The 13,260-nt window shown below is 71.5% G+C and carries 11 protein-coding genes; 3 read left to right on the forward strand and 8 right to left on the reverse strand.

All coding sequences use genetic code 11. The features are described from left to right. Positions 1–63: 63 nt before the first annotated feature. The 3 genes from ACZ48Z_RS34685 to ACZ48Z_RS34695 form a co-directional block, all read right to left on the reverse strand. Positions 64–1,473: a phytoene desaturase family protein gene (locus ACZ48Z_RS34685; protein ID WP_468739873.1), complete on the reverse strand. Its 1,410-nt coding sequence runs from the start codon at positions 1,471–1,473 to the stop codon at positions 64–66. 150 nt (positions 1,474–1,623) lie between these two features. Then, positions 1,624–2,469, reverse strand: a complete 846-nt coding sequence (locus ACZ48Z_RS34690) for an inositol monophosphatase family protein (RefSeq protein WP_468739874.1) — start codon at positions 2,467–2,469, stop codon at positions 1,624–1,626. Between the two features lie 227 nt (positions 2,470–2,696). Further along, positions 2,697–4,526, reverse strand: coding sequence for a gamma-glutamyltransferase family protein (locus tag ACZ48Z_RS34695; RefSeq protein ID WP_468739875.1), 1,830 nt, complete (start codon positions 4,524–4,526; stop codon positions 2,697–2,699). A gap of 275 nt (positions 4,527–4,801) precedes the next feature. Here ACZ48Z_RS34695 and ACZ48Z_RS34700 point away from each other — a divergent pair, with 275 nt between their 5' ends. Then, positions 4,802–5,794, forward strand: coding sequence for a phospholipase D-like domain-containing protein (locus ACZ48Z_RS34700; protein ID WP_468739876.1), 993 nt, complete (start codon positions 4,802–4,804; stop codon positions 5,792–5,794). Between the two features lie 24 nt (positions 5,795–5,818). Here ACZ48Z_RS34700 and ACZ48Z_RS34705 read toward each other — a convergent pair whose 3' ends face one another. The 3 genes from ACZ48Z_RS34705 to ACZ48Z_RS34715 are packed head-to-tail and all read right to left on the reverse strand — an operon-like array spanning position 5,819 to position 8,464. Further along, on the reverse strand, positions 5,819–6,643 hold the full coding sequence (locus ACZ48Z_RS34705) for a class I SAM-dependent methyltransferase (protein ID WP_468739877.1): 825 nt from the start codon (positions 6,641–6,643) through the stop codon (positions 5,819–5,821). 43 nt (positions 6,644–6,686) lie between these two features. Next, entirely contained in the window at positions 6,687–7,349 is a 663-nt protein-coding gene (locus tag ACZ48Z_RS34710) for a response regulator (protein WP_468739878.1), read from the reverse strand. Then, positions 7,346–8,464: a sensor histidine kinase gene (locus tag ACZ48Z_RS34715; RefSeq protein ID WP_468739879.1), complete on the reverse strand. Its 1,119-nt coding sequence runs from the start codon at positions 8,462–8,464 to the stop codon at positions 7,346–7,348. Before ACZ48Z_RS34715 ends, ACZ48Z_RS34710 begins: the two co-directional genes overlap by 4 nt. 167 nt (positions 8,465–8,631) lie before the next feature. On the opposite strand from ACZ48Z_RS34715, the gene ACZ48Z_RS34720 reads away from it, so the two are divergent. After that, positions 8,632–9,636: a carboxymuconolactone decarboxylase family protein gene (locus ACZ48Z_RS34720; protein WP_468739880.1), complete on the forward strand. Its 1,005-nt coding sequence runs from the start codon at positions 8,632–8,634 to the stop codon at positions 9,634–9,636. A 161-nt stretch (positions 9,637–9,797) separates the two neighbouring features. After that, positions 9,798–10,463 carry a hypothetical protein gene (locus ACZ48Z_RS34725; protein WP_468739881.1) on the forward strand — a complete coding sequence of 222 codons (666 nt, stop codon included), beginning with the start codon at positions 9,798–9,800 and terminating at the stop codon, positions 10,461–10,463. Between the two features lie 55 nt (positions 10,464–10,518). Here the strand turns inward: ACZ48Z_RS34725 and ACZ48Z_RS34730 are convergent, their stop codons facing one another. Then, on the reverse strand, positions 10,519–12,069 hold the full coding sequence (locus tag ACZ48Z_RS34730; RefSeq protein ID WP_468739882.1) for an NCS1 family nucleobase:cation symporter-1: 1,551 nt from the start codon (positions 12,067–12,069) through the stop codon (positions 10,519–10,521). Between the two features lie 163 nt (positions 12,070–12,232). Further along, positions 12,233–13,252 carry a TIGR03842 family LLM class F420-dependent oxidoreductase gene (locus tag ACZ48Z_RS34735; RefSeq protein WP_468739883.1) on the reverse strand — a complete coding sequence of 340 codons (1,020 nt, stop codon included), beginning with the start codon at positions 13,250–13,252 and terminating at the stop codon, positions 12,233–12,235. Between the last annotated feature and the right edge of the window lie 8 nt (positions 13,253–13,260).

Raw genomic sequence — 13,260 nt, forward strand, 5'->3', positions numbered from 1 at the left:
CGAACGTGCGTCTTCATCGCCGATTGCCAGGAGGAACATCGGCAACGAGGACGGGCCTTTCTCTCAGCCCTTCCGCAGCTTCCGCCACACCGCTTTCGCCGCGTTGTGTCCCGACATGCCGTGCACGCCCGGTCCCGGCGGGGTCGCCGAGGAGCAGATGAAGACGGCCGGGTGCGGGGTGCCGTACGGGGACAGGGAGAGCTTGGGGCGCAGCATGGTCTGGAGTCCGCTGACCGCGCCGGAGGCGATGTCGCCGCCGATGTAGTTGGCGTTGCGGGCGGCCAGTTCGGGTGGGCCGGCGGTGGCGCGGGCCAGGACGCGGTCGCGGAATCCCGGGGCGAAGCGCTCCAGTTGGCGTTCGAGGGCGTCGGTGAGGTCGCCCGTCCAGCCGCTGGGGACATGGCCGTAGGCCCAGAACACGTGCTTTCCGGCCGGGGCCCGGCCGGGGTCGGCGACACTGGGCTGCACGGTGATCATGAAGGGCCGGTCGGGTGCGCGGCCCTCCCGGGACGCGGCCCGCAGGGCGGCACCGATCTCCGCGGTGTCGGCGCCGATCTGCACGGTGCCCGCGCTGCGCGCCTCCTTCGCGGTCCACGGCACGGGTCCGTCGAGGGCGTAGTCGACCTTGAAGACGCCCGGGCCGTAGCGGTAGCCGTCGTAGTAGCTGCCGAAGCCGGCGATACGGGCGAGGGCGGTGGGCGAGGTGTCGAAGACGTAGGCGCGCGCGGGCGGCAGGTCGTCGAGGCGCTTGACCTCGTAGTCGGTGTGGACGGTGCCGCCGAGGTCCTTGAGGTACGCGGTGAGCGCGTCGGAGATGGACTGGGAACCGCCACGGGCCACGGGCCAGCCGCGGGCGTGCGCCGCGAGGGCGAAGACCAGCCCGACGGCACCGGTGGCGAGCCCGTCGAGCGGGGCCATGACATGCGCGACGAGACCGGCGAACAGGGTCTTCGCGCGCTCGTCACGGAAGCGGCGCATCAGCCATGTCGACGGCGGCAGACCGACGAGACCGAAGCGGGCGAGGGTGACCGGGTCGCGGGGCAGCGCGGTCAGGGGCAGCGACATGAAGTCGCGGGCCAGGGTGTCCCACTTGGGCAGGAACGGCTCGACGAGCCTGCGGTACGTGCCCGCGTCGCGCGGTCCGAACGAGGCTGCCGTCTCGGCGACCGACCTCGACAGGACGGCGGCGGTGCCGTCGGTGAAGGGGTGAGCCATGGGCAGTTCGGCGTGCAGCCACTCCAGGCCGTAGCGCTCCAGGGGCAGGGCACGGAACGCCGGGGAGTTGATACCGAGCGGGTGGGCCGCCGAACACGGGTCGTGCCGGAAACCGGGGAGGGTCAGCTCCTCGGTGCGGGCTCCTCCGCCCACGGTGTCACGCGCTTCGAAGACGGCCACGGAGAAGCCGCGGCGGGCAAGCTCCACGGCAGCCGTCAGTCCGTTCGGTCCCGCACCCACCACGACCACATCGAGCATCGACGGCACCTTCGGACCCCTTCGTCAGCCGATGGCCAGAGGATCAGGATATGCCGGGGCACCGACAGCCCCGGGGTTCGGGGGTAAGTCGGGGCAGGCGGACATCGAGGTCCGGTGTGCCCGCCCTCCCCCGCGTGCCACGGTGTCGGGTCAGGCCTGGCCCGCCAGCAGGCCCCGTACCCTGCGGGCCGTCGCCGCGTCCCGGGCTGCCGTGAAGGGCAGGGTGTTGCCTCCCGTGATGCGGAACGGCTCACCGGCGCGGGTCAGATGGGCGCCGCCCGCCTCCTCGACCAGCAACAGGCCCGCCGCATGGTCCCAGGCCGCCTCCCAGGAGAACGCGACCGCGTCCAACTCGCCTCGGGCTACGGCGAGATACTCCAGACCGGCCGAGCCGCACGGGCGTGGCGCGACACCGTCCGTCCACAGGCTGAGCAGGGCTCGCTTCTCCTCGTCCGTCGTGTAGTCCGGGTGGGAGGTGGCCACCCGGAGGTCCCGCTCCGGGTCGGGGGCACCCGTGTGCAGCCGCTCGCCGTCGAGGAACGCGCCCTGGCCCCGTACCGCTGTGGCCAGCTGGTCGCGGGCGGGGGCGTAGGTCCAGGAGGCGAGCAGGACGCCGTTCGCCGCGAGCGCGACCAGCGTGCAGAAGCCGGGGTCGCCGTGGACGAACTGCCGGGTGCCGTCGACGGGGTCGACGATCCAGACCGGGGTGTCGCCCTGTATCGCCTCGTACGACGCCGGGTTGGCGTGGACCGCCTCCTCGCCGACCACCACGGAGCCGGGAAGGAGGGCGCCGAGCGCCTCGGTGAGGTACCGCTCGGCCAGCCGGTCGGCGTCCGTGACCAGGTCGTGGGGGCCGCTCTTCTGGTCCACCTCGTGCGCGGCGAGCCGGCGGAAGCGCGGCATGATCTCGGCCGCGGCGGCCTTGCGCACCGCCTCTTCCACGTCGTCCGTGTGCCGGTCGAGAAACTCGTCGATGGTTTCCATGTGTCCGATCATGACTCCATGAGAGCACGCGGGACTGACAATCCCTCCCGGACCGGTGGACAGCGGCTGGAATCGCCGTGAACACCGGGGTCGGGCCGGGCCGGGCGCTCGGGCTGTGCGGAAGTGGGTCGACCGGTCACGTACCCGGCATGACCACGGGACCCGCGGGACCCGTCCGGTCGCCTTCGCGGGCGCACCTCCTCCCCTGTGCCGGGGCACCCCCTCCCATGTGCCGGGGCTCACCGTCCCACCGCGTACCCCTGCATTCCCCGGGGATTCGCCGCCGCCGACAGCACCCCCGTCGCCGGGTCCCGGGCCACCGCGCACAGCCGTCCCTCCGACCAGGGCTCGCCCACCGTCACGTCGTGCCCCCGCCGCCGTAGCCCCGCCACCACCTCCGGGTCCGTCCGCGCCTCCACGGTGACGCTTCCGGGCCGCATGCCGCGCGGATAGAAGGAGCCGGGGAAGCTGTCGTTGTGCCAGTTCGGGGCGTCGATGGCGCCCTGGAGGTCGAGGCCGCCGCGGACCGGGGAGCGCAGGGCGAGGGCGAGGAAGAAGTGGAGCTGCCACTGGTCCTGCTGGTCCCCGCCGGGTGTGCCGAAGGCGAGGACCGGGACCCCGGCGCGCAGGGCGATCGAGGGGGTGAGGGTGGTGCGGGGGCGGCGGCCGGGGGTGAGGGAGTTCGGCAGGCCGTCCTCCAGCCAGGCCATCTGGAGCCGGGTGCCGAGCGGAAAGCCCAGTTCGGGGACGACGGGGTTGGACTGGAGCCAGCCTCCGCTGGGCGTGGCGGCGACCATGTTGCCCCAGCGGTCGACGACGTCCAGGTGGCAGGTGTCGCCCCGGGTGGTGCCGTCGGAACCGACCTCGGGCTCACCCGGCACGGGGGATGTGGGGTTCTTGGCGACCGTCGGCTCACCGGCGCCCATCGGGCTAAACCCCGGCTCGTCGGTGACCACCACGCGCGCGTGCGCGCTCAGCCGTGGGACACGCCCGCCGGGGCTGCCCGGCCGCAGCTCGTGGGATGCCTTGTCGCCGACGAGTTCACGCCGTCCCGCGTTGTACTCCCCCGACAACAGCTCACCGAGCGGCACCTCGGCCGCGTCCCCGTACCAGGCCTCCCGGTCGGCCATGGCCAGCTTGCATCCCTCGACCAGCAGATGGACGTACTCGGCGGACCCGTACCGGGGCAGTTCGGGCGGCAGCAGCGCGAGCTGCTGGAGGAGCACCGGGCCCTGGCTCCAGGGGCCGGCCTTGCACAGGGTCCAGCCGTTCCAGTCGTACGTCGCCGGCGCCTCGTAGGTCGCGGACCATCCGGCGAGGTCGGCGGCCGTCAGCGTGCCGGTGTGCCGCGCACCGCTGGTGTCCATGGTGGGCCGCCGGGTCTGCCGTACGAGCGCCTCGGCGATGAATCCGCTGCGCCACACCTCGCGCGCCGCCTCGATCTGCGCGACCCGGTCGCCCGCTCCCGCCACCTCGTCGATCAGTCGTCTCCAGGTGGCGGCGAGCGTGGGGTTGCGGAACAGCGAACCGGGCCGGGGAGCCTGTCCTTCGGGCAGGTAGACCTCCGCCGACGAGGTCCACTCCGTCTCGAACAGCTTCCGCACGCTCTCGACGGTCGCGCCGACGTTCTCGACGGGCGCGTGCCCGTCCTCGGCGTACCCGACGGCGTACTTCAGGACGTCGGCGAGGGGCTTGGTGCCGTGGTCGCGCAGGAGCAGCATCCAGGCGTCGAAGGCGCCCGGGACGGCGGCGGCGAGGGGGCCGGTGCCGGGCACCAGTTCCAGGCCGAGTCCCCGGTAGTGCGCGACGGTGGCCCCGGCGGGCGCGACGCCCTGACCGCACAGCACCCGCACCTCCCCGCCGGCCGGCGCGAGCAGGATCGGCACCTCACCGGCGGGACCGTTGAGGTGCGGCTCGACGACGTGCAGGACGAAGGCACCGGCCACCGCGGCGTCGAAGGCGTTGCCGCCGTCCTCCAGCACCGCCATCGCCGACTGCGAGGCCAGCCAGTGAGTGGAGGACACCATGCCGAAGGTGCCCTGGAGGGTCGGCCGGGTGGTGAACGACATCTCTCACCTCGCTGGTCGGGCGCGCCTCGGCCGGTCCGAAGCGGGTCGTGTGCACGGATCCTTTCATTCCCCCCGGGGTGGGCCAACGAAGATTTTGCGATCACACGAGAACTCCATGAATCGGCTCCCACCTGCACGAAGTCCCTTTTGCCCGCCCGTACGGACCATCGGTAACCCCGAGTTCACCGGCCTCCTCTTCCGGTCCGTTCTACGCGCGTGGTGCCATGCGGATGCCCGCCCCCCCCTGCGGGCACCAACTCGACCAGGAGTCACGCATGTTGTGGAAGGTCCTCACCCGTACCGGGGTCGCTCTCGCCGCCGGTGCCGGCGTACTCGCCGCCTCCGTCCCCGCCAGTGCCGCGAGCTACACCGCCTTCGCCTTCTCGCAGAGCGCCGGCCAGCCCACGATCTACGACTTCATCAACTCGGCCACCACGTCCCTCGACATGACCATGTACGAGCTTGAGGACACGACAGCCGTCAACGACCTCATAGCCCTGAAGAGCAAGGGCGTCACCGTCCGGGTCGTCCTGGACCGTCAGCACCAGAGCGCCAACGGCTCGGCGTACACGGCGTTGACGAACGCGGGTGTGGGTGTGGTGTGGTCGCCGTCGAGCTTCGTCTACACGCACCAGAAGACGATCACCGTGAACGGCACCAAGTCGCTTGTCCTCACCGGCAATCTCACCTCCCAGTACTACGCGACCGGTCGTGACTACGGGGTGTTCACCGACGACACCCGCGATGTCGCCGCGATCGAGAAGGTGTTCAACGCGGACTACGCCGGCACCTCGGTCACGCCCACCGACGGTGACCACCTGCTCTGGTCCCCCACGGACTCCCGCAGCCGTCTGCTGTCCGTGATCAACGCCGCCACCAAGACGCTCGACGTCGAGGAACTGGAGTTCAGCGACAGCACGGTGGTGGACGCCGTGGCGGCACGCGCGAAAGCGGGCGTGAAGGTACGGGTGGTCCTGGAGACGCCGGGCGACTACGCCGCCGAGGTCTCCGAGATCAAGGCGGCCGGCGGCACCGTCGTCGGGTACTCCGATCCCAACGGCTTCTACATCCACGGCAAGGCCATGGTCGCCGACTACGGCCTCGCCACCCAGGAGGTGGAGGCGGGCTCCATGAACATCAGCAGCAACTCGCTGTCCAACAACCGGGAGTTGGGCATCATCCTGACCGGCACCGGGGTCGCGCAGTCCGTGGCCACCACCGTCGAGACCACGTTCAGCAGCGACTACGCGGGCGGCACGGCCGCGTAGTCCCTGCCGGGCGGACGGCCGGTTTCAGCGCCCCGGCCGTCCGCCCACCGTGAGCAGGTGCCCGCTCGCCCCCAGCAGCGTCGGCTCCGACTCGATGTGCCGACATGCCGCCAGGACCGCTGCGCGGCGCTCCGGGTCGTCCAGCCAGTCCTCGACTCCACTCATGAACCAGGCGACCCCCTCGACGCCGTACTGGCCCTCGACGGTCAGCCGTGCGTCGGTGAACTCCGCCGTCACCGCTCGCGGTTGGGCGAAGTGGGCGACGGTGAAGAAGCCGTCGTCGTGGTGGGGGTGCCGGCCGTCGTCCGCGAGAACGGCGTCGGTGCGTTCACGGTGCTCCGTGGTGAAGTAGCACTCCTTGCGCAGCAGGTCGTGCAGTTGCGCGTATCGGTTGATGGTGGCCGCGACGACCGGGCCGCCCGGCCTGACCACCCGGCGCGCCTCGGCCAACGCCCGTACGCGGTCGGCCCGTTCGGGCAGGTGGTACAGGGGACCCAGCATCAGCACCACGTCGTACGCGCAGTCGTCGGCGGGCAGTGAGCGGGCGTCCCCGGACCGTGCGCGCACACCCGGCAGCCGGGCCGCCTGTTCCACGTGGAGCGGAACGGGATCGACGAGTTCGACCTCGTACCCGTCCTGCGCGAGCCACTGCGCGTGCACTCCGCTGCCGCCACCGACGTCCAGCACCCGGGCGGGCGCGGCGGGCAGCAACCGCCGCAGCACGTCCTGGGTGCGCCAGTACTCCAGCCGTCCGGCGAGTGCGCCGCCCGGTCTGAGGCGGGCGTCCTCCTCGCCCCGGGCGTAGTAGGCGAGGATCTCTTCGCGGACCTGCGGTGTCGTCTCGGTCATCGCCCCAGAGTGCTGATCGCCCACGGCGGCGGGCAACGGGATTTCAGCCGCCGCGTGCCGTCACCAGACCCGACTCGTAGGCGAACACGACCAGTTGGGCGCGGTCCCGGGCGCCCAGCTTGGTCATCGCGCGGCTGATGTGGGTCTTGGCCGTGAGGGGGCTGATCACCATGTGCCGGGCGATCTCCTCGTTGGTCAGGCCACGGGCGGCGAGCCCCGTCACCTCGCGTTCGCGGCGGGTGAGGCATTCCAGGCCGGGAGCGGTGGACCGGTCCGGCGGGCGGGCGACGAACTCGCCGATCAGGGTGCGGGTGACCGCAGGTGACAGCAGGGCCTCACCCCGGGCCACCACCTCGATGGCCTGGAGGAGGTCGGCCGGTTCGGTGTCCTTCAGCAGGAAGCCGCTCGCGCCCGCCCGCAGTGCCTCGAAGACGTACTCGTCCAGGCCGTAGTTGGTGAGGATCACCACGCGGACCCCCGCCAGGTCCGGTTCAGCGGCGATCCGCCGGGTTGCTTGGATGCCCGTCATCACCGGCATCTGTACGTCGATCAGCGCGATGTCGGGCACCTGCGCGCGCACCAGCTCCACGCCCTGCTCGCCGTCCGCCGCCTCGCCGACCACCTCGATGCCGTCCTCGGCTTCGAGCAGGGCCCGGAACCCGGCCCGCATCAACGCCTGGTCGTCCACGAGCGCCACCCTGATCACGCCGACTCCCCCACCCGTAGGGGCAGGTGCGCCCGCACCGAGAACCCGCCCTCCGCGCGCGGCCCGGCCGCCAGCGTCCCGCCCAGCGCCGTGACGCGTTCGCGCATGCCGGTGAGGCCGTGGCCGGGTTCGGGCGGGCGGCCCGGGTCCGCGGCCCCGTCGTCCTCGACGCGGATCGTCAAGTCGTGCTCGCCGTAGGCCAGTTCGACGCGTACCTTCGCCGGGCCCGCGTGCCGGGCCGCGTTGGTCAGGGACTCCTGGACGATCCGGTACGTGGCCCGGTCAAGGGTGGCGGGCAGTGGGCGCTCCTCGCCGGCCACGGTCAGTTCGACGGCGAGCCCCGCCGCCCGCGCCCGCTCCACGAGCAGCGCGGGTGTGCCGGTCGGCTCGTCGGTGCGCAGGATCTCCAGCGTGGCACGGAGTTCGCGCATCGCCTCGCCGCTCGCCTCCTGGATGGCGAGCAGGGCGGGCGGCACGTCCTCGCCGCGCTTGCGGGCCAGATGGACGGCCACGCCCGCCTGGAGCTTGACGATGGAGATGCTGTGGGTGAGCGAGTCGTGCAACTCCCTTGCTATGCGCAGGCGTTCCTCCCCTGCGCGGCGCAGGGCCGCCTCCTCCCGGGTCCGCTCGGCCTCCAGGGCCCGCTGTTCGGTCTGGCGGAGATACGCCTGCCAGTTCCGGTCGGCGAGGCCTCCCACCACCATGCAGAGGAACCAGCCCGCGAGCAGCCCGGCCTTCCCGACCGCCTCCTGGGTGGTGGACCCCGTGGCGATGTACGCCGTCAGGTACACCCCGCTCGCCACGGCAGCCCAGCCCCGGTGCCCCAGTTGCGCCGCGGTGAGCACGGCGGCGAGGACGGGCAGGGCGGCGAGCGCCCCGGGATGGGCGTGCAGCACGTACACGGCGCCGCCCGCCGTGGCGGCTGCCAGCACCACCAGCGGAGCGGCACGGTAGAACGCGAGAACGGCCGAACTCAGCGCCACCAGCGCGTAGTCGACGGTCGCGGTGTCCGCGTCGAAGGCCGCCGCGGTCACGGCGAGCGCGCCGACCACGACCGCGAGGGCCGCGTCGGCCAGCCGCCTGCGTGTGGCCGTGTCGGCCGGTAGCCCGCTCATGCCCACACGCTAGACCGCCGCGCCGACACCGGCGTCAGCCCTGTGGACAACTCCCGCACTACTCCCGGCGCAGTAGTGCCCGGCGCGGGCCGCCCTCACCGACGCAGCGCCGACTGACTCCGGCCGCACGACGACCCGGGGCACCCCCGGGGCGCACGCTGCTGCCCATGCCCACACCCTTCCGATACACCCGGCCCCTGCCGCCCAAGGCGGCCACCGGCCGTGCCGCCGAGGTCTACGCGCAGATGTCCCGCGACTTCGGCATCGCCGAGCCCGCCACCTTCGTGGTCCTGTCCTCCGCACCCGAACTCCTCGCCCCCGCCTGGGCGTTGATGCGCGAGTCGTTGATCGCGGGACCCGGCAGCCGCACCGGCAAGGAGCTCGCGGCACTCGGCGTCTCGCTCGCCAACCGGTGCCCGTTCTGTGTGGACGCGCACACCATGCTGCTGCACGCCACCGGCGACCACGCCCTCGCCGAACGTCTCGCCCGGGGGGAGCGGCCGCGGAACGAGGAGCACGCACGCGTGCTGGACTGGGGCAGGCACACACGCGTGCCGGGTGGCCTGGGCGCCGGGCCCTACCCGTTCCCGCGCGAGCACGCCCCCGGCTACCTGGGCACGGCGTTCGCCTTCCACTTCATCAACCGGATCGTGTCCGCCCTGCTCACCGAGAACCTGCTGCCCGGCAACGCCCAGCGGTTCCGGGCGGTCCGCAGTCTCGCGGGCCGCACACTCGCCCGGACCGTGCGCCGACAAGCCGGGCCCGGTGCGGCCCTCCCCCTGCTCGATCTGCCCGATGCCGGCGAGGCCCCCGCGTGGGCGGACGGCACACCCGTCGGACTCGCGTACGCGGCGCTCCTCCGGGCGGCCATGTTGGGCGCGGGCCTGCTGGACACCGACGAGCAGGATCTCGTGGAGGAGGCACTGCTGGACTGGGACGGTTCGCATCCGCCGCCGGCCCTGAGCGGGTTCCCGGACCGGGAGGAGCGTCCCGGTGCGCGTCTGGCGCTGCTGGCGGCCCTCGCGCCGTACCGGATCACCGACGCGGACGTGGCGGCCTGGCGGTGGCCGGGGCACACCGACCACCGTCTGGTACAGCTCGTGGCCTATGGGGCGTTCCTCGCCGTGGACCGGATCGAATCGGCCCTGTACCGCCCCATCACCCGGACATAAACGGACACATGACGCATCGAAGGCAATCGACAACAGGGGACAGTGACGACACAAGTACGGAGCGAGTTCACACTTTCGCCCCACAGGGAGTCGTGTGAAACTGGCGTCCCGTCCGCAGTGCGGACCCGTCCGCACCGTCCGTCCCCCACGAAAAGTGCGCCGTGCGAACTCTTTCCCTGCCGCTCGCCCTCACCGCACGCATCTCGCCCGTCGTCGTGCTCGCCGCGGCGGGCTGGGCGCTCACGTCGGGCCCGGCCGCGACACCCGCCGCCCAGAAGGAACCGACGCCGCAGTCCGCCTCCGAGTCCCCCTCGGGCACGTCCACGGCGGCCGTGTCGAAGCAGTACTCCGCCGCGCCCGCGCCCTGCGCCAGCATGAGCGCGGCCACCATCAAGACGCTCGTGCCGGGCGCCAAGGCGGCCGGCAAGGAGATCCCCTCGACGGACACGGCGCTGCGCCGGACCTGCTCCTGGAACGCGCTCAAGGGGTACGACTACCGCTGGCTCGACGTCTCCTTCGAGATCACGGAGTCCGCCGAGGCGGCCGCCAAGTCGTACAAGGAGAACATCTCCGAGAAGAGCGGCGGCGGGAGCGTGCCCGGTGTCGGTGACGCCGGGTACTCGGTGGTGAATCTGACCACGGAGGACAAGCAGCAGACCCGTGAGGGCGTGGTCATGATCCAGGCGTCCAACGCGCTGGTGACGGTGACGTACAACGGCAGCGACTTCGAGTCGAAGAAGGCGCCGAGCACGGACGAGATCAACAAGGGCGCCATCAAGGCCGCCAAGGAAGCGGTCGCGGCACTGGAGAGCGGCCGGAAGGCCTGAGCCGACAGGCCCGAGGCGATCCCGACCGCTCTCCACACGCGCGTCACCCCGACCGTCAGACCTTGATGCCCTCCTGCTTCCTGCCCGTGGACAGCATCAGCACGACGTACAGCACCAGCGAGGTGCCGAGTCCCACCGCCCAGCCGTAGTCGGCCAGCGGCTTGAGGAACGGGATCAGACCGTCGGTCGGGAACGGCCCGGTCTTCTTGCCGTCCGCGCCCACGCCCGAGTACGAGCCGCCGACCGCGAGCAGACCGCCGACCACGAAGGCGGCGATGGCCCGCCAGTTCCAGCCGTTGGTGTACCAGTAGCGGCCGCCGGGCGTGTAGAGGTCCACGAGGTGCAGGACCGTACGCCGGATGACCCAGTAGTCGGCGATGAGGATGCCCGCGACCGTGCCGAGCAGACCGCCGACCACGCCGAGCCAGGTGAAGATGTAGAACTCCGGCGTGGAGATCAGCTTCCACGGGAAGATCAGGATGCCGACGACACCCGTGATCAGCGCGCCCGTACGGAAGTTGATGAACTTCGGAGCCAGGTTGGACAGGTCGTACGCCGGTGAGACCACGTTCGCCGCGATGTTCACGGAGATCGTGGCGACCAGCACGATGATCAGCGCGAAGAGCAGACCGAAGGCGTTGTCCGCCTTGGCGGCAAGCGCGACGGGGTCCCAGATGGCCTCGCCGTAGACGACCTCGGAGCCGGAGGTGACCAGCACGGCGAGAACGGCGAACAGCGTCATGGTCGTGGGCAGCCCCAGGGCCTGCCCCCAGGTCTGTGCCTTCTGGCTGGCGCCGAAGCGGGTGAAGTCGGGGATGTTCAGCGACAGGGTCGCCCAGAAGCCGATCATGCCCATCAGGGACGGGAAGAAGACCGGCCAGAAGTCGGGGCCCCAGCCGAGCTTGGAGGGCTGGTCGAGCAGCGCGCCGAAGCCGTCCGCCTTGACGGCGATCCAGATCAGCAGGACGAGGGCGCCGGCGATCACGAACGGCGCGGCCCAGTTCTCGAAGTGCCGCAGGAAGTCCATGCCGCGGTAGATGATCGCGATCTGCAGTGCCCAGAACAGGATGAAGCAGAGCCACAGGGGCCACGGGTTGCCCGCGATCTGGCTCGCGTTCTCCCAGTGGCCGCCGGTGAGCTTGGAGCCCAGCGCGAAGATGCCGCTGCCGCCGATCCAGGTCTGGATGCCGAACCAGCCGCAGGCCACGGCCGCCCGGATCAGCGCCGGGACGTTGGCGCCGCGCAGCCCGAAGGAGGCACGGGCGAGCACCGGGAAGGGGATGCCGTACTTGGGTCCGGCGTGCCCGGTGGCCAGCATCGGCAGCAGCACGATGATGTTGGCCAGGGCGATGGTGAACACGGCCTGCTTCCAGTCCATGCCGAGTGCGACCAGGCCGGAGGCCAGGGTCCAGCTGGGGATGCAGTGCGCCATGGAGATCCACAGGGCCGCGAAGTTGTACGTCGTCCACTTGCGCTCGGAGACGGGTACGGGACGCAGGTCCTCGTTGGCGAAGGGGCTGTCGGCGGGGAAGGCCTCGGGGGCGAGCTCGACGCGGCCACCGGGGGACTGCTGTATCGGCGACCCCGTGGGGACTGTTTCGGTCATGGGCAGGCCAATCGATCAGAACGGGACGGGATAGGCCGTGCGGGGGCCTCGGGCGGGGCCGGGACGGGCGGGGAGGCCCTGCCCGGCCCCGCCACCCCTCCCCGGGACGGCGGGAAGGGGGGACAAGGAGTGGGGGGTCGGTCGAGCGGTACCGCGAGGGGGGTCAGGAGTTGACGGCGGGGATGATCTTGGAGCCGTACGCGTCGATGGTCGCTTCCTGGGCGTCGTGCATGTCGTAGACGGCGAACTGGTCGACGCCCAGCTCGCGCAGCGCGTTCAGCTTCTCGATGTGCTTCTCGGCCGTGCCGATGAGGCAGAACCGGTCGACGATCTCGTCGGGCACGAAGGCGGTGTCGGGGTTGTCGGCGCGCCCGTGGTGCGAGTAGTCGTACCCCTCGCGCGCCTTGATGTAGTCCGTGAGCTCGTCGGGTACGGCGGCGGAGTGCTCGCCGTACTTGGACACCAGGTCGGCCACGTGGTTGCCGACCATCCCGCCGAACCAGCGGCACTGCTCACGCGCGTGGGCGAGCGCCTCGGGCGAGTCGTCCTCGGTGACGTAGGCGGGGGCGGCGACGCAGATCGTGACCTCCGAGGGGTCCCGGCCGGCGGCGACGGCCGCGTCCTTGACCGCCTTCACCATGTACTCGGTGAGGTACAGGTCGGCCAGCTGGAGGATGAACCCGTCGGCCTCCTCGCCGGTCATCTTCAGCGCCTTCGGACCGTAGGCCGCCATCCATACGGGGAGTTCGGCGTCCTCCTTGATCCACGGGAACCTGATCACCGTGCCGCCGAGGTCGGCCTCCTGGCCCGAGCCGAGCGCCTTGATGACCTTCATGGCCTCGCTGATGCGCGCCAGGGTGTTGGGCGTACGGCCCGCGACCCGCATCGCGGAGTCGCCGCGGCCGATGCCGCAGACCGTGCGGTTGCCGAACATGTCGTTGAGGGTGGCGAAGGTGGACGCGGTCACCTCCCAGGTGCGGGTACCCGGGTTGGTGACCATCGGGCCGACCTTCAGCTTCGAGGTGTTGGACAGGATCTGGCTGTAGATGACGAACGGTTCCTGCCACAGCACGGCGGAGTCGAAGGTCCATCCGTAGGTGAAGCCGTTGCGTTCGGCCCGCTTCATCAGGCTGATGACCTTCGAAGCGGGCGGATCCGTCTGCAGGACGAGTCCGAAGTCCATGGGCGCCA

The sequence above is a fragment of the Streptomyces sp. NPDC031225 genome (assembly GCF_055570355.1).